The sequence below is a fragment of the Nocardia sp. IFM 10818 genome, from assembly GCF_054655275.1.
The window spans coordinates 150,598-170,972 of record NZ_BAAHJH010000002.1 but is presented as its reverse complement, the minus strand read 5'-3'; the positions used below and the strand labels follow the sequence as shown (position 1 = coordinate 170,972).

The window sequence follows — 20,375 nt, the reverse complement described above, 5'->3', positions numbered from 1 at the left end:
CACACACACACACACACACACACACACACACTCTCTCTCTCTCTCTCTCTCTCTCTCTCTCTCTCTCTCTCTCTCTCTCTCTCTCTCTCTCTCTCTCTCTCTCTCTCTCTCGCGCCTAGGGGAAAAAGGCGAGCCGCCAAGGCGGCTCGGGCCGAAATACCCGGGACGCTGCGCGCCCGGGAAATTCCTCTACCGGATTTTCAAAGAGCAGAGAACTGAAGGGCTACGAGCTGCGCTCGTAGCGCGGGAATTTCGTGCTCTGGTCCATTTCCGCTCCCTGGGAACCGGCTCCGAATCGAGCTCCCTGGCCAGCTAGTGAGGCATCTCTAGACTCTCAATATGGTTGCTGTGCAGGCTTTTTCGATGTCTTCAGTGTAGGTGGACTGTACCGGAATTGCCAACACCCGTGCACGATTCAAATTCCTGTATTCGCAATCGAATTCGAGGCCGAACATCGTTTTTCGTTCACGCTACTGCTATGGCCACTCCCCCGCTCAGACCCTCATTCTAGCCCCTATCGGCATCAAAATGAGCGGACGAAAGACCGCGCCGCTCCGTTCTCGCTGGCTAGTTTTCAGCTCTGCAACTGTTATATATTCGTTACTGTTTGACTGCCGGGGTGTCCGCGCTTGTCCGATCGGTCCTCGTACGCTTCGGCTCCCGGGCGGATACGATCGTCGGGTGACCCAGTCGCTGGATTCTGTCGAGCAGCGAATCACCCAGTTGCGCATCAAGATCCGGCGAGCGTTCGATGCCGGAGACCAGGGCCGGCTCCGGCCTTTGCGTGCCGAGCTGGATCGGGCCCGCCTGGACTGGGATACCGCCCTCGGCGAGCTCGGGCAGCCTGCCGGGCCCCTACACGCCGAGCCGGCCATCGAGCCGCCGTTCCGGGACGGGCCGGTGCTCCTGCGCGAGTGCGTCCAGGCTGCCCTGCTCGCCCTCGGGGTGCCGGCCTCGCCGAAGCTCATCGTGCTCGTGGACAAGGCATTCGGGGCCGGGTCCCTGTCCGGGCCGAGGATGGCATCGCTGCGCCGTGACGAGCTTCGGGCGTACCAGGCCGGCACCGGCGCGCGGGCCTACATCTGCAACGCCCTGACCTTCGACCGGCTCACCGCAGCCCGCGGGCCACACGCCCTGTCCACCTGGCCGCTGCACCAGCGCATCATCGGCCCCCACAGCGCCCACGTGGACCGGCTCACCGCGACCGTCAACATCGCCGCCCGCGTCCAGGCCCTGACCACCCCGAACCCCGCCGCAACGCAGCTGCTCGCCCATCTGGCAACGTGGGCCACGATTCCCGAGGCATCCTGCGCCGACCCCAGCACCCTCATCACGGTCGCGCGTACCCAGCTCGACGTCCACCAACCAGCCGACCTCCGAACGCGCCACGAGGCCGCACAGCGGGTCCGCGACCAACACCTCACCGACCAGCAACTGCTCTTCGGCCGATGACCGAACGCCCGGGACAAAAGATCACCGGCACACGGCGCGGCGCACGCACACCTTCGATCTCTCTCGCTATCGTTGCCGAGGCCGGAACTGGACCCTGAATTCTTCAGAGTGAGGCCGGGTGTGGCTATCGCCGAGGGCGCACGGCAGGAATCCGGAACTTCGTATCGAACAAGTCCGTGACCGACGCTTCGGCACCAGAGGCCAGCACCGGCGCGTGGACCCGCCACCGTGTCCCGACCTGGTGCCCTATGCGGCACAGAGACATCGATGGTGGCAGCGATAACAAAACGAACCGTACGTTATGTTTTCGGTACGCTAACGCCTTCCACCTGCGAATACGCTGGCCCGATGGTCATCCCGACCCCCATGCTCGCCGTCAACGGGGATCCTCCCGATGGGCCGGACTGGGCGGTGGAAATGAAATGGGATGGTGCCCGCATGATCGCCGTACTGGTCGACGACAGCGTGCGGCTTTTCAGCCGCAACCAGCGCGAAACCACCTCAAGCTACCCCGAAATCGTCACCGCGCTCACCGAGCTCAGCCACGGCCGCACCATGACCCTCGACGGCGAGATCGTCGCCCAGAACGCCGCTGGAGCGCCGTCGTTCCCGCGGCTTCAACGGCGACTCCACGTCGCGAACCCGACCCGCGACCTGCAACTGTCGGTGCCCGTCCAGTTCTTCGTGTTCGACCTCCTGGCGCTCGACGGCCAGGCCACAACCGGGCTCCCCTACTCGCGGCGCCGCGAGAAGCTCGACGAACTGAAGCTGGACACCCCGCCCATCCTCACCCCGCCCGCCCTACTGGCACAACGTCCCCGCTGGCGACCTGCTCGAGGTCAGCGCACATCACGGCCTCGAAGGTGTCGTCTCGAAGAGACTTGACTCGGGATACGTCGCGGGCCGCTCCCGATCGTGGGTGAAAACCGTTCTGCGACAGCAACTCGACGTGACGGTGGTCGGATGGCTCCCCGGAACCGGCAGTACCGCAGGCAGTTTCGGTTCTTTGCTCATCGCCGGACGGCTCCCCGACGGCGGATACGGCCTACTCGGCGCAGTCGGCAGCGGCTTCACAGCCGCCGCCCGACGAAACCTGCGGACCCAGCTCGACGCACTGGCCACCCCGGACCCGCCGATCACAGGCCCGGTGCCGAAACCCCTTGCCCTACAGGCACGATGGACTACACCGCGCCTCGTCGGAACAGTCCAATACCGCGAATACACCGGCGGCAGTCTGCGGCATCCGAGCTGGCAAGGGCTACGGCAGGACAAGACGGCAGAGCAAGCCGACCCCGTCCCGGACCCCGATTACCCGCCCACCGGTCCGTGAGCCTCGCAACCATGCCCACCCGCCACCGAGGTGCATGACCACAGCACCACAGGTTCGAATTTGCCCCGGAGTCCACGCTCAAGCATCAGGGATGCGGTGCAGCGAATCCGCCAAACACCGGGCCCTACACGCGGGGATTGAGATGCTCAGGCATCTCCAACATCGGGAAATCATCAACCCACCGCGCCAGAGTCTCCGGGTTCAGGAGCTCGCGGGCAATGCCGTACCGGACCGGTGAGTCGTCGTCGAGCTCGGCAGTCACGACCACCCGCGAGTAAGCAGGCCACTGTTCCGATCCGACCGTGAAGAAGTGCTCGACCTCCGACACAACCAGGTCCAAACTCCGGGCTCGGGGCCCGTCGAGATTGATCCTCTCCCCCACCCGAGGCACGACCAGCCCGTTCACGATCAACTGCAGCGCCAAGTCATCGCAATCATCCTCCGGCAACGAGGGCACCGGAACATAGAGCGAGTACCGTACCCCCGCACGCACCACATCCCCGGATCCAGCGGCAGACTCTGACATCGCGTCCTCCTCCAGCCGGGGCGTCAAAAGCCCTCCAACAGTATGGAGCTCATCATTGGCACCCTACTATTGCCTCCGGTCGAGACCTATTGCCTCCGGTCGAGACCGCAGGAAAGCCGGTCACAGCCTGCAGGACACGACGAATGCGCCTACCCAGGCAAGGCCGAAGGTTTCTTCGGGGCTCCAGGCATGGAAATGGTCACCGTGCGCGCGTTCGAACGCCGCGGGGAGCTCACATCGGCCTCCGGCACTGCGGCGAGAACGGCCTCACGCACAGCCGCAGCGAGATGCCCGGGGACGGTGACCGACAGAGTGGCCGTGGGGCCGGCGTCGGCGATCTCGACCGGGCCTGTGCCCAGAGCTTCAGCTAGACGCCCGTCCTCAGCGGCGGCAGCCACCAGATCAGAGGGCTCTGCCATGCCGCCTCGCCCGTCATCGATCAGCCGCCGACCCAGCCGGACCACCGCCGACCAGCCACCATCGGGACCACGACTCGCTTCCACGTCGGCGACCTCGGCCGACAACCGACCCAGGATGCCCCGCACCGCGGCCGCCACGATACTCGAGACGTCCCTCGGACCCGGCAGGAAGTCCGGAAGCTGCGGCGGAACGCTGAACGACTTCTTCGGCGTCACCATCGGAAGTCTCCTCTCATGACCGACAGTTCACTGATCTCGTTGCCCCCCAAGCATTATCAGCCCACAACGCCCCTCAAGAACTGCCGAATCGAGACGATAGGTCCGCCCCTTCTCATTCCGGGGCCGGCGCGGGGACCTGGCGGGCCGCGGGCCGGTACTTCACCGGGACCGGCTTCAGAGCGAGCTCGGCACGCACCGCATCGATGAACCCCTCCTTGGCCTGGCCCGCAGGAATCCGGATCCGATACCAATCCTCTACCCGATGGAGGCGGTCCTGGGCCTCGTAGAACAGTTCCGTCACCGCGACATCCATCGCCAATGCCGCCTCGACCACCCTCGGCGACCCATGCAGCAACACAGCCACATACCCGTCATCCCACGCGCTGTCGTTGCGGACCTCGGCGACCAGCCCGGGATACGCCGGATCGGCCGGATCCGCCAACGCCACCGCGCGGATCCCTTCCACCGTGCGCCGATACGCCTCGGCCAGACGCTGATAACTCGACACCATCTGGTCTCGCCGCCACCGCGCACTCTCCGACCGCACATCCCAGAACCGTCCCACGACAATGCCCAACGTCGCGGACACCGCCACCACCACCGCTGCCGTCATCACAATCTCCCCTTCCCCGGAGTAGTCACAAGCGCCAAACACGCTGCACGACACCAGATTGCGCCACCACAAGCAGATTCGGCGACCTCGCGCGTTGCAGGCGGCCATCATTCCTACTGCCGATACCCTGGTGCATGGCGGCGGGGCGGTGTCGGGGAAGCCGTCGTCGTAAGCCGCGTAGGGCCGGGGGCCGACCGGGTCATGCCGCCCCGCGAACCCCGCCGCCGCATTCACCACCAGGTGTTCAAGCCCACCAGGCGGGCTCACTCAGCCGCCAGGTTCACATCATCCGAAAAGACATCAGCCTGGATTAGCTGTTCGTCCGCGACGTCTTGGCCCTCACCGCTGCCGGCCCTCGCCAGCTCGACACCGCCACCGCCACCGCGGCAGCGCATCACCCGTGACAACGCTGCGATTCGTCATTCCGTCAGTTCGTGTTCGTCACGAGGAATGTCAGCAACTGGTCCGACAGCGCGGCCGGAGAGGGCTATCGGGCCCGCACCGGCACGACGCCACAATTCCCGGGCCAGCGCTTGCTCCGCCACCCCAGCAGGACTTGATTCCGTCCGTGAATTGAGTCGGTGTCGCCAGCTATCGGGGCGGACGTCGTCGTCGCTGATCGCCGGCATGGGAGGCAGCAGTATCTCGCCGCCAGCAGCGGCAAAAAGCTGACCGTAGCGGCGCTCGGCACCGATCACGACTCGTGGGTTCAGGAACGTGACAACGACGCCGAGATGACGGCTGCCCACCACATCGACAGGGCATCCGCGGACCTCGTTGAGGTCGCGAATATTCTGCACCGCCACCGACGAGTCGTGCCAGGACACAACTTGCTCGACGTCACCGCCCTGGCTCTGGTACGCGGCGGCCAAGTCGGCGAATCCAGCCTGCGGCCACTCGCCGATCGGTACCGCGTCCACGTCGCGAGGGTCGAGAATCCAACCTTCCGGTTGATCGCCGCGGACGACATCCAGCCATCGCTGCGACCCTTCAGCCCAGTCGGAACCGAATCTGGCGATGCCCTCTTGCTCGCCCAACGACGAAACCAGACCTTCGGCCAGAGAGATCACTTTCCAATCCTCAGCCTCCATCCCGGTGTAGGTGTAGAGATTTTCCAGGTCATCGGTGAGCAAGAAATCGAGCTGGTCCAGCAGGACTGCGCGCTGCTGCAGTCGCGCCCGATAGGCCCGATACCGGTCGGAGTAGGTGACCTCCACGCGTTCGACAAGCAGACTCGGATCGAACCGCACACAACTGAATACTCCATCGAGCACATCGACGACGGGTTCCCCATGCCATGGCGGAAGGTCGACCAACACGAGATCGAACCGATCCACACCCGCGCGCACCAAGAGCCGAAGTCGGTCGACATCCATCACACCAGGCGGTCCCTGCCGGCAAGGCAGCACTCGCAGCACACCGCCACCCTCGAATCGGTGCACCATTTCGGCGCGAGAATCGATCAAGGAGACCGGGTCCACCCCCTGAAAACCGTCCCGAGGCTCGACGCCACAGATCCGGGTCAGATCCAGTCGGGGATCCATGTCGAGAAGCAACACCTGCAAGCCGCCAGCCGCCAGCGACGAACCGATGTGACGAAGCGCAGTGGTTCTGCCAGTGGCGCCGACAGCGCCGATCGCCGCCAGCGCAATTCCACGCCCGGCGTGGCTAGCATTGGCGAACGTCGGCTCGGGTATCGAGCGAGTGTCCTTCTCCGACAACCGAAGCGCGCGGGCTTCGAAATAGCCCAGCCCAGTCGCTTCCGCGCGCTGCCGATTCTTCTGCTTCGCTCGCCGATTGCGAGTCATGACCCACTGATCCTATCTGCGCCACAGTGCCCCGTACCCACATTCGCGCTCAAGGACAGCAGAACTAGACACCGGATTCCTCCGCCCAATGGGCTGAACCTTCGCTTTCACAGCCGGTGGCGATACGGGCACCAATATCGGCTCAAGCTGGCGACGGTTGGGACCGCCACAAACAGCATAGAGCGTGCGGCCCCGGATCCCTGCCTGCCGTATCCGGGCCGCACGCCTCACACCGCAAGGCCAGCACTGCGATTCACGTCGCTGAGTCGTCCAGATCCACCAGGTCCCGCGGTGGCCGGGCAGGAGCGTGCCGGACACGTGCCGCACGCAGCAGCTCCAGCGAGGCACCGCCGATATGCTCGATCGCGGCCAACTCAGCATCAGTCCGCGCGAAAACATCCGCCGCGGTGTGAAGCCCGTGGCGGCGCAACAGGTTCCGCAGCCGCACCGGCAGACCTTCCAGACCCGGGATATCGTCGTCGTGGGTCTTCTCGTGCCCGTTGACCGCGTAATAGGCCAGCCTGGTCGGGCCGATGTTTACATCCATCGGGGACAACTGCCCGTCGCGAGCGGTGACCGTGACCTCGGCCAGAGTCCAGGGGCCACCCGGCACCCGGATCGCGCTGGCGCGATAGATCGCATTCGGCCGATCCGGCAGTTGGAAAGTCCGCGTACGCTCCTCGATCTCGATCCTGCGAGACGGTTCCGACACACGCCGGCCACCTGATGGTCGTGCTGTCACTGCTGCTGCTCTCCCCCTCGTGCTCGAAGAACATGATCGTGACCGGCGCGCCGAATGCAACACCCTTGACCACTCAGTGCGGTTTACCGGGCTCGAAACCGTCCCGCGCCCACTCCAATTCGATCCGCCACGTATGCGCTCACCGCCGCGACGCAGTGATACCGTGGACGGCGGCAGCGCGCCTGCCCCGCTCCGAGCCGACAGGGACCCGCGTACCCACCGGTGCCGAGGACAAGGTCCGCCCCTTCGGGAGGATCGCGCACACTCCCTCTCGACCCGACCACGGCCGAGGACGCGGGACTCCGCCTGGAATCGAGCCTCGAGATGACGCGCAAATCCCGCAAGAAGAAGCGCACCCGCACGCGCATGGCCGCCCGCGCCACCAACTACACCACCGCCGCACGCAGCACCCAGAACGCCAGCGCGCCAACGCCTTCCGCCGAGGATGCCATCGACGGCACCGTCCTGGTCATCAACGGCCGCCAATATCGCCTCGACAGTGACCTCATGGACCTGCGCTGTGTCGCGACCACCGTGCGCGGTGCCCGCTGCCGCAACCCCATCGAGATCTACGGGCAAGTCGCCAAGTGGGATCACCACGGCCGCTACCGCCTCGACTGGGAATCACGCACCACCTTCTGGCTCGACCGCTACGGCACCGCCGAACGCCTCGCCAAGACCTACGTGCGTCAACGCTGCATCAAACATCTGGGCACCGACGCACCCGACCACACCCCGCCCGAACTCCACGACATCGGCGTCCTGGTCCCCACACCGCTCGACATCCTCGACACCATCCGCATGCGCGCCTACGAAGGACTCATCACCCTCGGCCGCCACGAAAAACTCCTCACCCCCGTCGACCTCACCGACGAGGTCACCGCGGCCGCCGCCGGTGACCTCGACCCCCTACTCGCGCGCGTGGCGCTCACCCCGCTGCCCCCGGCCCGCCTCGACCCTGACACCGACTACGGCAACACCACCCTCTGGCTGCACCTGCTCCAAGCCCACCACCACCGCATGCTCACCATCGACCAGATCGCCCGCCTGCTCGCGGTCAGCGAACAGAACGCCGCCTACCGAATCATCGGCCGCAGCATCGATCTCGGTTCCATCACACACCTGCAAGCGGTGCTCTACGACGAACTCTCGCTCACACCCCGTGCCGACGGCAACCACGCCACCGACACCGACTTCCTCACCGAACTCCACCGCGACACCGGCCACCCCTTCCTCGAACACCTCCTGGGCTACCGGCACGCCACCATCCGCGGGACACGTCCATGACCGCCGCCCTCGGCCGCGTGGCCGGTCGCTCGTTGGCGCACATCATGTTCGGCATGCTGCGCCGGTAGGTCAGCCCCAAGGGCAAACCAGAGCAGCGGTGTCCCGTTCCCGTCGTCCGAGAATGGGACGCCGCCGCGCCCGAACGCGTCAGAGGCAGGACAGACACTGGCCGGATCCCACCCTGTGCTCACGTCGCCATGGAACCGCGAACTGAGCAAATGCCCGAATTGCCGCATACGCCCACCCAGTCGATGGCAGCATCACGACCGTGAGCTCTACCGGCAACCCGCCAGACATTCCGGTCGAAACCCGGGAGCGGGTCATCCGATTACCCGACTTCCCGGGTAACGACTACGAGGTCACCCTGGTCCGGCCCGCCGGCCGCGGTGGCGATGCCTGGATGCTCGCCGAAGTCACCGCCCGGGCCACCGGCAACCCGATCACCGCCCTCCCAACCCCGTCCCGGCTCCTCGCCGCCGCGCTCCACGACACCATCGTCACCCCCAACGAAAGCGCCGAGGACAGCACCCGCGACCTGGAATGGGTCCCCCTGCGCTACCGACGCGCGCTCTACTTCCGCGACATCTGCACCACCGCTGAACTCCTCGCGCTGCCCGACGACGAGCTCATGGACATCCGCGGCATCGGACAGCGCGGCGTGGAGAAGATCAAAGCCGCCTACACCCGCTACGCGACTGCCGCTACCCCGTCGCGGTCGCGCGAATTGGACTGTGCCGCTGGTGCGGACTAACAGGACGGTCCGGGCACCGCGGAGTTGGCGCGCCGGACCGTCCTGCCCCCGGACATCACAGATGCTCGGCGCACCTGCTGGGCACCGGCGCAGACGCGGGCCGTACCGACGGGAGTCTGCGTTCGCCGCCGATACCGCCTAAAGGGGTGCAGTCTCGCGCGCGGTGCCGCTGCCAGCGCAGTACACGTGGCCCGGACCCATCCCCAGCAGCCAATAACTGCCGGGTCTCAACGAGTGTCACCTACCGGAGCGCAACCGTCGAATTCGCAGCACCGGACGGCACGCCCGGTCAGCGAATGGCACAGCTGGTCGGTTGCTGTACAAGAGTCCGGACATTGTTTCTCGGCATCACTTGTCCTCCGCTGGCAGATGTCCTCCGCCAGCAGATCCGAGGTATTGCCATCGATTCCGAGGTACGCGAGCACCTCTGCCACCAACATGAGGCACCCGAACGCACTAGAACGGTTCACCAGCGCGTTTTCACGAGCGGCGGCCCAGGAAGGGCTGGCGGCTGGCGCGGGTTGCCTCAGATTCAATGGCAGACACCGCCACTCTCTCGGGTGTGTTGGCTGACAATCGATCTGAGGCACGCAGTTCAGCGATCTGTCCATGCCTCAGATTGGTTGACGAAGGACAATCACGTCAGCGATCAGGTACCGGCGAATCTGCCACATCACCAAGTGGTAGAACAATTCCTTATGCACTATGCTATAAGCATCTATCAATGAGCATGGCTGACCACCCTGCTCCACCAGCCCAAGGACCGGTGATGACCGCAACGACGCGCGACACCCTTCCCGACCTCATCACGCAGTATCGATCCGTTGCTGCGGCCGCCATCGCGAACTTCCACACCCCGCGAGGCGGTCGCGGCAAACAAGGTAAGCGCCGCACCGACGCCGCGCTCCGCCGAGCCGCGAAGTACAGCCAGCAACTCCGCGATCTCGAGTCACGCATCCTCGCGCTCGGCGGCACCATTCCCGACCTCGACCCGACGCCCGAACCCACGCCCGCGAAACCTGTTGTCACGCAGGCCCCTCCGCTCCACACGATGACCCTGGACGCGTTGCGTGCTGAGGATGCCGAGCTCGAATCCGCGCGCCGGGCAGTCGGCTCGCCCTCGCTCACCCCCCGTCACCGCCAGATCAAGACAGAACTCGGCCACCGCGCGGCCCAACGCTCCCGTGAGGCCGTCGCGGCGCGGCGATCCGATGCCGGCAAGCGCGGTGCTCTCACCCGAGCACGCCGCAAGGCTGCGGGCCTTCCCCCGAAACGACAGCGATTCGCCCTGGACAACGCCCCTGCGGGCGGCTGGACCGACGAAGACTGTGTCGGCTGACACACCCCGGACACGTCCGGTGTCCAGCGCCTCGACCCCTCTCACGACCATCGGAGAACCCATGACTGACAACAACACCTGCCCTGCCGAACTCGATCTGGGGGCGGACCACAGCATCGCCACATCCCAGGACTGTCAGTGGGCGTCGGTAGCGTCCGACACCGTGGAAACCCGGGAACGTATCCAAGAGCTGGCCGAGCGCATCATGGCGCTGCGTAGCGCCTACTACGAGGGCGCGCCTCTGGTCGCTGACGCCGACTACGACGCCGTCGAAGACGAGCTGCGCGCCCTCGTCGATGCCCACCCCAGCCTCGCGCCGGACCCGAACCCGCTCGACCAGGTCGGCGCCCCTGGCATCTTGCACGCTCCGGTCCGCCACGCCCGCCCCATGCTCTCGCTCGAGAAGTCGACCACCCCTGAACAGGTCGCGGCCTTCTTCGCCCGCTTCCCCGGTCAGCCGGTCATTGTCATGCCCAAACTTGACGGCCTGTCGCTGTCGCTGGTCTATGAGAACGGCCGCCTGGCCCGCGCGGTCACCCGCGGCGACGGCACCACCGGCGACGACGTCACACCGCTGGTGCGGGCGCTCGTCGACGGTGTCCCCGCTCGCATCGAGGCGATCGAGCGCGTGGAGGTGCGTGGCGAGGCCGTGATGCTGCGCTCCACCTTTTCTGCCTACAACACCGCCCACCCTGACAAACCGCTGATCAACCCGCGCAATGCCGCCGCCGGCACCCTGCGTGCCAAGGACCCCGCCACCGTCGCCGAACGCCGCCTGCAGTTCTACGGCTTCGACCTCGACACCACTGGCGGCGATACCGCGGTCGATCTCGAAGACGGGCTGCGCGCCCTCGGGTTCGCCGGGGCCACGATGACGCACTGCGCCGACGCCGACCAGGCCCAGGCCGCCATCACCGCCATCGAAAACAGCCGCGCCACACTCGATTACGACCTCGACGGTGCGGTCCTGCGCCTGGCCAACCGCGACGCCTACGCCGCCGCGGGCACCCGCTCCAACTCCCCCCGCGGCGCACTCGCCTTCAAATTCGCCGCCGAGGAGAAAACCACCCTGCTGCGCGAAGTCATCTGGGACGTCGGCAAAACCGGCAAGATCGTCCCGGTTGCCTGGCTGGAGCCGGTCTTCGTCGGCGGCACCACCGTCACGAAGGCCACCCTGGCCAACCAGGAAGTAATCCGCGGCCGCGACATCAAAGTCGGCGACACCGTGCTCGTGCGCCGTGCCGGCGACGTCATTCCCTTCGTCGCGGGCGTCCTCGACGCCGCCGCCCGCACCGGCACCGAGATCGACATCGTCGCCCCCACCGTCTGCCCGTCGTGCGGGCAGCCGGTCACCGAGCAGGGCAACAGCCGAGAACTGTTCTGCACCAACGTTTCCTGTCCCGCCCAGACGGTGCGTCGGCTCATCCACTGGGCCTCCCGGGCCGCAGCCGACATCGACGCCATCGGCCCGGTCTGGATCGAGCGTCTCGCAGAGGCCGGCATCCTGGAACAGCCCTCGGACTTCTACACCCTGACCAAAGAACGCCTGCTCGAGTTCGACCGCGTCGGCGAGGTATCCGCGCAGCGCATGATCGACTCCATCGACGTCAGCCGCGGCGTCGGGCTGCGCCGTGCGCTCATCGGGCTCGCAATCCCGATGGCGTCGGAAGGCACCGCCGCCCGACTGGCCCGCGCTGGATTCACCTCCCTCGAGGAGGTCGCCGCCGCCGGCGAGGACCGGCTCGTCGCCGTCGACGACGTCGGTGCGAAGGTCGCCGCCTCCCTCGTCACCCACCTGACCCGACTTCGGCCCGAACTTGAGCGGTTGCGCCAGGCCGGAGTGTCGCTCGATGTGCGGGAAGAGGATCTGCCCCCGGTGGTCGCGGCGGGGGCGCCGCTGAACGGCAAGACGGTGGTCATCACCGGCGCGATCAGCGACCCGCGCTCCGGGGAAAAGGTCACCCGCCCCGCCTTCCAGCGCCTGTGCGAAAAAGCCGGTGCCACAGCAGCATCCTCGGTCTCGGCCACCACAGACATACTCATCACCGGTGCCGGGGTCGGCGCAGCCAAACTGACCAAAGCCGAGAAGCTCGGCGTCCGCGTCGTCGACCAAGCCGAAATCTGGAACCTGCTGATCGAGGCCAACATCGCCTGAAAGAGGTGTGGGTTCTGGCAGATTCTTTGCCAAGAACCCACACCTCGCCCGACAAGAGTCGAAGAGAGGCCGACCATGAGCTCGACCGACAGCGCCGCGATCTGGGCTTTGCTCACGCTCGGCTACGTCTTCTTGTTTGTCTCCGGGGCGCGGCTTTTGGTCGGGGCCGACTGCGGCTATCCGGGTCTTTTGCGCGCTAGCTTCGCTGTCAGCGTGGCGCAGGTCGTATCGTGCCTGGTGATTGCCGCAGCCACAGCCTGAAAACCTCGATCCGCCGCGGCGGGAAGCTCTCCGATCGACACGACGTGCTTGATTCGGTAAGCGATGCGGGGCAATCCGTTTCCGATGCGCCGCATCGCTTGTGCCCTACACGAATCCAGCTACAGCGTGCTGGCCGCGAATACGCCCTGATCTCTCAACTCCATGAGCCGATCGCGCACCCACCGGTAGCCCTCACCACGCAGCGTGTCGTAGTTCGCTTCCCACGCGGCCCCGCCCTGCAGCGACTCCACATCGGTAAAGGCCCCGCCGAGCGCTTGCAGCCGCGCCTCCCACTGCCGAGCCGAATCGCCGGTCCCCGCGACCGAAGCCGCCATCACCGTCAACCCGCGCTGGTAGACATACCGCACGATCGGCGACCACCTGATCCACTCCTCGGCGTCGATGATCGTCGACAACCGCGTTACGTTCGGATTCAGCCCCTTCGCCTCGATCATCGCCCGCAGCGCCTGGGTGAACTTGGCATACTGCATCAACCGGACCTGGCTTGCATCCTGCCGTCCCGACGACCCCGGGTAATGACAGCACTCGTCGGCGTCGACAAGCTGGTACACGTAGGGCCCCGGCTCGGGTACGGACTCCGCCGGGAAGAACTTCAATTCCCAACAGATCGTGCGGACCGCGTCCATGGTGACTACGGGAAGAGTAACCATCTTGATGAACCCCAGCGCCTGCAAATCGCGCATGATCCAATTCCTTTCGTAGAGACTGAGATCCACGCTCTGCGCGTCCCCAACCGATTCCGAAAGCGCCTGATACAGCGCCGGATTCACGCTAGCCGCGCGCACCGACAAGTTCCCGCCCCGCGAGCGGGACCGAATCCACTCCCGCAGGGCCTGTTCGGGCCTCATAGCTTGTTTCGCCGGACCACTATCTCTATCGTTTCCCGATATGTATCGAAAATCGATAGAGGATTCGGTGCCGGACTCCTCCCCTGCGCGACCACAGCGACTGAACATGGGCATAGATCGCCTCGACCGCGACGGAGCGTATGCGCCGAGCTGGAGGATCTGGATCGTTTTCAACCCGACCCGCACGGCGGACCCGGCTACCCACGGCATCCACCTCGACCTGAGGCCTCTGTGCACGCTGCTGCCGATCGCGGCGATGCTGTACTTGGCGGTCGAGGGCCTCGTGCGGGCGGTCTTCTGGCCTTCAGTGCGGATCGACCGCCACTTTCAACTCGAGGGCATGCAGGTCGAGCAGATCCAGGTCGGCCTCGCCGATGCCGACTGGACGCAGAGGCTCGAGTGTGTCGCTCCGAGCCTGATCCTGCTGGCCCTGCTGCTCGTTCCCGGCGGCCTGGTCCTCGGCAACCTGCGCGCGGCGCGCGGCGCGTTCGACACGGAAACCGTTGCGGAGCTGCGTGCTTCAGCACGGTGGTGTACTGCTGCGGCACTCGCGTGGGCTGGTTCGACCCTCGTGTGCGAATGGCTGCTGAGCCGGCAGTTCGGCTCCTCCGTTTCCCTCACCCCCGATATCGTGCCGGTGCTGCTCATCGTCGCCCTGGTGGCGGTCGACGTCTACCTCGCGGTCGCTCGCCACGGCGTCCGATTGCGCAACGAGCTGGACGAGATCCTGTGACCGAGGCGCCCACTCCCGAGGAACACCACATCGAGGTCGATCTCGAACGGTTGCGTCAGCGGCGCGGTATCACCATGGCCGAACTATCCCGCCGTGTCGGCATCTCCGAGGCCAACCTGTACGCGCTGCGCCGCGGTGACAAACGAGGAATCCGCTTCCCGGCGCTGAGCAAGCTCTGCGCGGTGCTCGAATGCACTCCCGGCGAACTCCTGCTCTACAGACCGCCCTCCACCCACATCACAACGGTGGACGAGGTTCCGGCCACGGCGGTGACTCGCTGATGCGGGCCCGATCGACCTCACAGCCCACGCACCAGCCCGGTGGCTGGGTAAGCCGTCTACTGCGGCGGGCCGAGCACCCCCGACACCAGCCCGCGCCACGCACCCGAGTCGCGGTGCTGATCGACGCCGAGAACATCGCCCCCACCAGAATCGACGCGGTGCTCGCCGAAGCCGCCAAGCACGGCGAGGTGACGATCCGCCGCGCCTACGGAGACTGGTCCAACAGTAGCCAGAGCCGGTGGCGAGACGCGCTGGACGAGCACGCCATCAAGGCGGTGCACCAAACGGCCCGGGCACGCAAGAACAGTTCCGACATCGCGCTGGTCATCGACGCGATGGACCTGCTGCACTCCGGCCAGGTCGACTGTGTAGCCCTCGTGACCTCGGACTCGGACTTCGTCGCCTTGGCGGCGCGCCTGCGCGCCTCAAGCATTCGTGTGCTCGGGTTCGGTCAGAGAAACAGCCCCCGGCCCTTGATCACTTCCTGTGATCGCTTCTTCTATGTCGACGCCCTGCCAGCGCCCGGCGACGACGCTCCGCTGCCCGCGCCACCGCTCACCGCAGCCCAGCTCGCCGACCACGACCAGCTCGTGCGGGTTCTTCACGCCGCCGCGGACATGACCTCCGACCAGGACCGATGGTCCGACATCGAGCGGATGGAACAGGCAGTCATCCAGCGGCACAAGGACTTCGACCCTCGGACGTACGGATACGCGACATTCGTCGAACTGGTCGAGGCCACCGCCATGTTCGAAATGCGATGGGACGCGGCACCGACCCTGTCGATCACCATCCGCCCCCACGACGTGACCCATACCGCCCGGCGCATCCAGGACGATGAGAGCCTCGTCGCCGATCTCTACGTCGCTGCGCTTGCAACCGCCGACAGCGACGGCTGGACCCCCTACGACCGGCTCGCCAGCTACTTCCACAACCAGCGCCCTGACTTCGACTCACGCGCATACGGTTTCGAGAAGTTCGGCGGACTTCTGTGGGGATCCGACCTGTTCGAGTCGGAACAGCGCGGACCAGCACGCAAACGCAAGGGGCCGAACACAAGCTTCGTGCGACCCAAGGACCGAGAAGCCGCGACCACAGCGTTCACACAAGCCCTTCCCATCGACCTCCTGCGACACGCCGTGTCCCAGCTAGCCGACCCCGCCGGATGGGCCGACCTAGGCGAAGTAGGCAGCCTGCTGCAACGACAAAATAGCCTCGACGCCAGCAACTACGGATTCCCCAAACTGGCCGGCCTGGTGCGTGCCACCGGACAGTTCGACATCCGCGATACCTCGAAGCCCGGAGAGACGCTCATCCGAGTTCGCCCGTGAGATCAAGACCGAACTCGGCCGCCGAGCAGCAACACGTGCCCGCGTGACCGCCACGAAGCGGTGTTCCGAGGCCGCCAAGCGCGGTGCCGCAACCCGAGCACGCCGCAAGGCCGCAGGCCTGCCACCGAAGCGACCGCAGTTCGCCCTGGACAACCCACCGGTGGGCGGCTGGACCCGAATCGGCTACTAACCCCCCGCGTGAGAACGCATAGCGATGGACCTCACCACCATCGAATCCGCTCACCGCATCGCACTCCCCGCCGCCGACCACTAGCAGCCTCAGGGCCGATGTGGCGATGTCTCCTCCGCGCCCGACCGCGTCCGGGGCATCCGGCGCAGCGCTACGACCAAAATCCACAGCAGCAGGACGTCCGATGCACAGACCAACGCTTTGAGCACGACGGGCTGCTCGCTCAGCAGAGATCCGACAGCCATCGCAGGGGCCGCCAGCAAGAGCACTGCATACGCCCACATGCGGACCGCCGCCCCGGGCCCGACCGCGCCACGATCTACCAGCCGGTTGGCAGCGATCTGCAAAATCGCACCCACCATCAGCAACGCGGCCGCGGCGTAGAACAGCATGCCGCTATTGTGCACGCGCCCTGCACCGCAAACCCATTCTTGCCTCGCATCTGATTACGCGTCGGGCGTCGCGGCAGGAGCCCCGTCCTTAGCCGAGCGCGCCGACCGCGCCGACCGCGCTGGCCCCGAACTGGCGCGCCACTATCAAACCTTCACCCCCATGGCAGCACAGACAGTTCCGCCACGACAACAGCCATCGCGCCGCTTTGGCCTCATAGACACGGCGCGGGGCCAACCGCGGTCTGGGCATCGGCAACACCGAAGGGCGCGAACACCTTCCACTCCCCCGACGTCGTAATCCGCGCTCCCACACGAGCCCGCCTACACCCGGGACGATCCGCGCTGAATCGCCTCACCACCAGCGTTTCCGATCGGCCACAATGCGTTCGGCCTCTACGGTGCAGACCATGACCGACCCCTACGCCGACGAGGCGGACTACCTCGCCGGGCCCGCACGACACCTCGATGAAATCGCCGACGCCATCACCCGCGGGTGCGCACGAGCCGCCGCCGACTGAAAGGTCATGGCATTCGCCGATTCGGACGGCAGGCCGGACTACTGGGTGCGCAGAAGCTCGTCGACGCGCACCAACCTCGCCGGCGCCACCTCGAAGCTGCAATCGCCGTTCGACTCGTCCACGATCATCGGCGCATCACCGACAAGATCCAACAACGCGTGCAACCGCGGGTAGGGCGCGTCACGAACGCGAGCAACGACACCCGGTTTGCGCCACCAATCCACCGCCCCGGCAATCAGGTTGATGCCGGTGTTCCGCAGCCTGGCCTCCATCCCCGGCGTCAGCGACAACGCCGTCATGACGATGTCATCCGGATCCGCACAAACCGTGTACTCCAGCACCAGCTCCCCCCGCGGCACCGTCATCCGGGTACCCGCCGTCAGCCGGCCCGCCGCCAGCTCGGCATGATCGACAGCACTGCCACCCCACGAATCAGCCATCCGGCCGACCACCGGCAGCGGATACGCCGACCCGCGGACCTCCGGATACTGCATCACCGTCGTATCGATCCACCGCCGCGACCCCGGCAGCCACAACACGCAATGCCCGCTGAAATGCTCCCCGTCCCACCGCGGTTCGCCCTCACCGTACCGAGCACGGCGACCAGTGCCTTGATCACTGATCACCAGATCCACCGGCGTGGGCCGCGCCCGCACGCCGATCCACTCGAACGCGAACCGCAACGTCAACGCCGCCGACACGCATAAATTCGCGGGGAATCCACGCGAATGGTGCAGCCACAACAGCGGCGGCAGCATCTCCACCACCTGGTCCGGCGGCCCCGACGCCAGCAGCTTCGCGATGAGCGCTGGATCCAACCCGATCCGGCCGGGCCTATACCCCGCACGCCCCCCGCCCGGCCGCCGCGGCGAGCCCTTACCGTGTTTTACCTTGCGTCCCTTGGACTTCGGCATCCCAACCAGCCCCCTTCGGCGATCGGCCGACATCGACATCGAGTATGACCCCAACCCCCGACAACTCACGCCGGATCGGCCGCGAGCACCACCGTGGAGCAGGGGCAAGACGCGGCCCCCACCGAGCGCGAACCTTGCCGGCCATGACGCCGTTCAGGGGTCCTGCTGCGGTGCGGTCGGCGAGAATGGTGCTCGCGAACGAGCGACGGGGAGGAAGCACTCGTGGCGGAAAACTCGATGCGCCTGGCCGTGCTGATCGATGCCGACAACGCATCGCCGACGGTGGCCGAGCCACTGCTGGCCGAGATCGCGAAGTACGGCGTAGCGCACGTCAAACGTGCCTATGGTGACTGGACCAGCACGAACCTCACCGGCTGGAAGTCGCATCTGCTGACCTTGTCGATCCAGCCGGTGCAGCAGTTCCGGTGGACCACCGGCCGCAACGCCACCGACGCTGCTCTCATCATCGACGCGATGGACTTGCTCTACTCGGGCCGATTCGACGGATTCTGCCTGGTGAGCAGCGACTCGGACTTCACCCGGCTGGCCGCACGGTTGCGTGAATCCGGACTCACCGTCTTCGGAATGGGCGAACGGAAAACACCACGACCGTTCGTCGCAGCCTGCGACAAGTTCGTTTACGTCGAAAACCTCGCTCCTGCACCACAATCCGCATTCACCACGGTCCGCGACCGCCCCGAGACCATGCTCCGTCCAGAACTCGCACAACTGGTGGCAGCCGCAGTCGAGGCATCCTCGGACGAGGATGGATGGGCACACATGGGAGCCGTCGGCCACTACCTGTCGAAAAAGCAACCCGACTTCGATACCCGAACCTACGGCTACATCAAGCTCAAACCCTTGGTCGAAGCGCTCGAAGCATTCGAGATCAGCCAGCGCCGACCTGCCCCAGGAAAACCCGCCGTCGTATACGTACGCTGCCACGGCCGAAATGATTCGACCAATCAGGTCCTGGAAGGCACAGCCGCCAGGGCCGACGACCAAACCCAGGGCCGATAGGGTGCCCCACGTGACCGATCGCCGCGATCCGGAACCCCAGCCGTCACTCCCGATCGGCGATGACAAGTCGATCATCCGACGCCGCCGGGGCAGCCGCACGAAGGCCGCAGCGTTCATCCGTTACGAGATCTCTTCGGAGGCATACCATCCCGACAGTTCTGTCGAGATCGAAACCAGTCCGGCCGTGTGGACTCTCGCCCACAAGGGCTACAGCGGTAGCGGACGCCTCGACGTGTGGGTGTACCCCGACCAAGACTCTGCCCTGCGGGACGGCGCGCAACTAGCCCTCGAATGCGGTCTCGACGAGGACCCCACCAACATGCGGCTGTTCAAGCACGAGAAGTACGCCGAGATCCTCCAACGCTATGAGCGAGAGCACCCCGGAAACATCCTCCGGGTCCAGTCATCGTTCTTCGTCTTCGACAACTAGCCCCTAGAACAGGGGAGTTCATTCAGATTGAGGGCAGCATCGGTGCCCATGACCGAGGCGCTCGTGACGGTCGAACTCGACGAAAGCCCCGTCGGAGTATCCGGACAACTTCTCACAGCCGCCATGGGGCAGGACCGGTCTGCGAATCCCAGGCCGCCAACGCCCGCGCGTCCATCAGCCGGATTCCCGCCGCCTCGGCGTACGCGCGGGCCTGCGGAGTGAACGCTCGCGCGGTCGTCACCACGGCCGCCACATCAGCCTGATGGATCGTGAAACAGGTGCCGCCGAAGCACTGAACATCCTGGCTGCCGACCTTGGAACCGTTGCGGTACCGCTTGGCCTGCAACACAACCCGCAAACCCTCCGGGCTGCGCGCCAGCACATCAGCCCCGAGATCACCGGAACCGCCGACCACCCGCACGTCCCGACATCCATCTCGACGACACAGAGCCGCCAACGCGTGCTCGAATTCGGTGGGAGTAAGGGCGTTCTGCCGCAGCGCCGCCAAGGTCCGCGCGTCGTCGCGGGCGCGGATGCGGCGGAGATAGCGGATGCGCGCGGCCACCACGACCAGCGCGACAGCCACGACCCCGACGACCAGCGCCGCGACGGTCCCCGGCTCGATCGACAGGCGGATTTGTGAGAGGACGACCGCGCCCGCGATACCTGCCATGAACACCATCGCCGCCGCCGAATCCTGCCGACGACGCGACCGCCGATACCGCCGCCCCATGATCATCCCCCGATACCGATATGCGAGATTAGTTGCCTCGCAACGGACAGATGGTCTCATTG

Annotated in this window: 22 protein-coding genes; 13 read left to right on the top strand and 9 right to left on the bottom strand. The window is 66.0% G+C overall.

The features are described from left to right. The first annotated feature begins 681 nt into the window (after nt 1-681). The 3 genes from ACYQ5L_RS39890 (at nt 682) to ACYQ5L_RS39880 (ending at nt 2,782) form a co-directional block, all read left to right on the top strand. Nucleotides 682-1,452 carry a hypothetical protein gene (locus ACYQ5L_RS39890; RefSeq protein WP_459963903.1) on the top strand — a complete coding sequence of 257 codons (771 nt, stop codon included), beginning with the start codon at nt 682-684 and terminating at the stop codon, nt 1,450-1,452. Nucleotides 1,453-1,800: 348 nt separating this feature from the next. Next, nucleotides 1,801-2,337, top strand: a complete 537-nt coding sequence (locus tag ACYQ5L_RS39885; RefSeq protein ID WP_459963902.1) for an ATP-dependent DNA ligase — start codon at nt 1,801-1,803, stop codon at nt 2,335-2,337. 34 nt (nt 2,338-2,371) lie between these two features. After that, nucleotides 2,372-2,782, top strand: a complete 411-nt coding sequence (locus tag ACYQ5L_RS39880; RefSeq protein ID WP_459963901.1) for an ATP dependent DNA ligase — start codon at nt 2,372-2,374, stop codon at nt 2,780-2,782. Between the two features lie 124 nt (nt 2,783-2,906). Here ACYQ5L_RS39880 and ACYQ5L_RS39875 read toward each other — a convergent pair whose 3' ends face one another. From ACYQ5L_RS39875 to ACYQ5L_RS39855, 5 genes are all read right to left on the bottom strand, one after another. Next, entirely contained in the window at nt 2,907-3,308 is a 402-nt protein-coding gene (locus tag ACYQ5L_RS39875) for a hypothetical protein (protein WP_459963898.1), read from the bottom strand. Nucleotides 3,309-3,457: 149 nt separating this feature from the next. Beyond that, nucleotides 3,458-3,946 (bottom strand): hypothetical protein, encoded by a 489-nt coding sequence (locus ACYQ5L_RS39870; RefSeq protein ID WP_459963897.1) that lies wholly within the window; start codon nt 3,944-3,946, stop codon nt 3,458-3,460. A 112-nt stretch (nt 3,947-4,058) separates the two neighbouring features. Continuing rightward, entirely contained in the window at nt 4,059-4,559 is a 501-nt protein-coding gene (locus tag ACYQ5L_RS39865) for a hypothetical protein (protein WP_459963896.1), read from the bottom strand. 419 nt (nt 4,560-4,978) lie between these two features. Continuing rightward, nucleotides 4,979-6,367, bottom strand: coding sequence for a ParA family protein (locus ACYQ5L_RS39860; RefSeq protein WP_459963894.1), 1,389 nt, complete (start codon nt 6,365-6,367; stop codon nt 4,979-4,981). A 253-nt stretch (nt 6,368-6,620) separates the two neighbouring features. Further along, complete coding sequence (locus ACYQ5L_RS39855) at nt 6,621-7,079, bottom strand: DNA-directed RNA polymerase subunit alpha C-terminal domain-containing protein (RefSeq protein ID WP_459963893.1); 459 nt, start codon at nt 7,077-7,079, stop codon at nt 6,621-6,623. Between the two features lie 354 nt (nt 7,080-7,433). Between ACYQ5L_RS39855 and ACYQ5L_RS39850 the strand changes: the two genes are divergently transcribed. From ACYQ5L_RS39850 to ACYQ5L_RS39830, 5 genes are all read left to right on the top strand, one after another. Beyond that, entirely contained in the window at nt 7,434-8,396 is a 963-nt protein-coding gene (locus tag ACYQ5L_RS39850) for a hypothetical protein (protein WP_459963892.1), read from the top strand. Nucleotides 8,397-8,664: 268 nt separating this feature from the next. Continuing rightward, the gene (locus ACYQ5L_RS39845; protein WP_459963891.1) at nt 8,665-9,147 is read left to right on the top strand and encodes a hypothetical protein; all 483 of its coding nucleotides are present in this window, start codon (nt 8,665-8,667) and stop codon (nt 9,145-9,147) included. 769 nt (nt 9,148-9,916) lie between these two features. After that, the gene (locus ACYQ5L_RS39840; protein WP_459963890.1) at nt 9,917-10,486 is read left to right on the top strand and encodes a hypothetical protein; all 570 of its coding nucleotides are present in this window, start codon (nt 9,917-9,919) and stop codon (nt 10,484-10,486) included. A gap of 61 nt (nt 10,487-10,547) precedes the next feature. After that, on the top strand, nt 10,548-12,641 hold the full coding sequence (gene ligA / locus ACYQ5L_RS39835; RefSeq protein WP_459963889.1) for an NAD-dependent DNA ligase LigA: 2,094 nt from the start codon (nt 10,548-10,550) through the stop codon (nt 12,639-12,641). A 75-nt stretch (nt 12,642-12,716) separates the two neighbouring features. After that, complete coding sequence (locus tag ACYQ5L_RS39830) at nt 12,717-12,902, top strand: hypothetical protein (RefSeq protein WP_459963888.1); 186 nt, start codon at nt 12,717-12,719, stop codon at nt 12,900-12,902. 119 nt (nt 12,903-13,021) lie between these two features. On the opposite strand, the gene ACYQ5L_RS39825 is transcribed toward ACYQ5L_RS39830, so the two are convergent. Continuing rightward, complete coding sequence (locus ACYQ5L_RS39825) at nt 13,022-13,606, bottom strand: hypothetical protein (RefSeq protein ID WP_459963886.1); 585 nt, start codon at nt 13,604-13,606, stop codon at nt 13,022-13,024. A 271-nt stretch (nt 13,607-13,877) separates the two neighbouring features. Here ACYQ5L_RS39825 and ACYQ5L_RS39820 point away from each other — a divergent pair, with 271 nt between their 5' ends. The 3 genes from ACYQ5L_RS39820 (at nt 13,878) to ACYQ5L_RS39810 (ending at nt 16,116) form a co-directional block, all read left to right on the top strand. Beyond that, nucleotides 13,878-14,504 (top strand): hypothetical protein, encoded by a 627-nt coding sequence (locus ACYQ5L_RS39820; protein WP_459963885.1) that lies wholly within the window; start codon nt 13,878-13,880, stop codon nt 14,502-14,504. Next, nucleotides 14,501-14,785, top strand: coding sequence for a helix-turn-helix domain-containing protein (locus ACYQ5L_RS39815; RefSeq protein ID WP_459963884.1), 285 nt, complete (start codon nt 14,501-14,503; stop codon nt 14,783-14,785). Before ACYQ5L_RS39820 ends, ACYQ5L_RS39815 begins: the two co-directional genes overlap by 4 nt. Nucleotides 14,786-14,898: 113 nt before the next feature. Next, nucleotides 14,899-16,116, top strand: a complete 1,218-nt coding sequence (locus ACYQ5L_RS39810) for an NYN domain-containing protein (RefSeq protein ID WP_459963883.1) — start codon at nt 14,899-14,901, stop codon at nt 16,114-16,116. Nucleotides 16,117-16,395: 279 nt separating this feature from the next. Here the strand turns inward: ACYQ5L_RS39810 and ACYQ5L_RS39805 are convergent, their stop codons facing one another. Continuing rightward, on the bottom strand, nt 16,396-16,698 hold the full coding sequence (locus tag ACYQ5L_RS39805) for a hypothetical protein (protein WP_459963882.1): 303 nt from the start codon (nt 16,696-16,698) through the stop codon (nt 16,396-16,398). A 556-nt stretch (nt 16,699-17,254) separates the two neighbouring features. Next, a complete protein-coding gene (locus ACYQ5L_RS39800; protein ID WP_459963881.1) occupies nt 17,255-18,130 on the bottom strand; it encodes a hypothetical protein in 876 nt (291 codons plus the stop codon). 222 nt (nt 18,131-18,352) lie between these two features. Between ACYQ5L_RS39800 and ACYQ5L_RS39795 the strand changes: the two genes are divergently transcribed. Both ACYQ5L_RS39795 and ACYQ5L_RS39790 read left to right on the top strand, forming a co-directional pair. Next, on the top strand, nt 18,353-19,150 hold the full coding sequence (locus tag ACYQ5L_RS39795) for an NYN domain-containing protein (RefSeq protein ID WP_459963880.1): 798 nt from the start codon (nt 18,353-18,355) through the stop codon (nt 19,148-19,150). Nucleotides 19,151-19,160: 10 nt separating this feature from the next. After that, on the top strand, nt 19,161-19,580 hold the full coding sequence (locus tag ACYQ5L_RS39790; RefSeq protein ID WP_459963879.1) for a hypothetical protein: 420 nt from the start codon (nt 19,161-19,163) through the stop codon (nt 19,578-19,580). A 112-nt stretch (nt 19,581-19,692) separates the two neighbouring features. On the opposite strand, the gene ACYQ5L_RS39785 is transcribed toward ACYQ5L_RS39790, so the two are convergent. Further along, complete coding sequence (locus tag ACYQ5L_RS39785) at nt 19,693-20,253, bottom strand: restriction endonuclease (protein WP_459963878.1); 561 nt, start codon at nt 20,251-20,253, stop codon at nt 19,693-19,695. Nucleotides 20,254-20,375 lie beyond the last annotated feature (122 nt).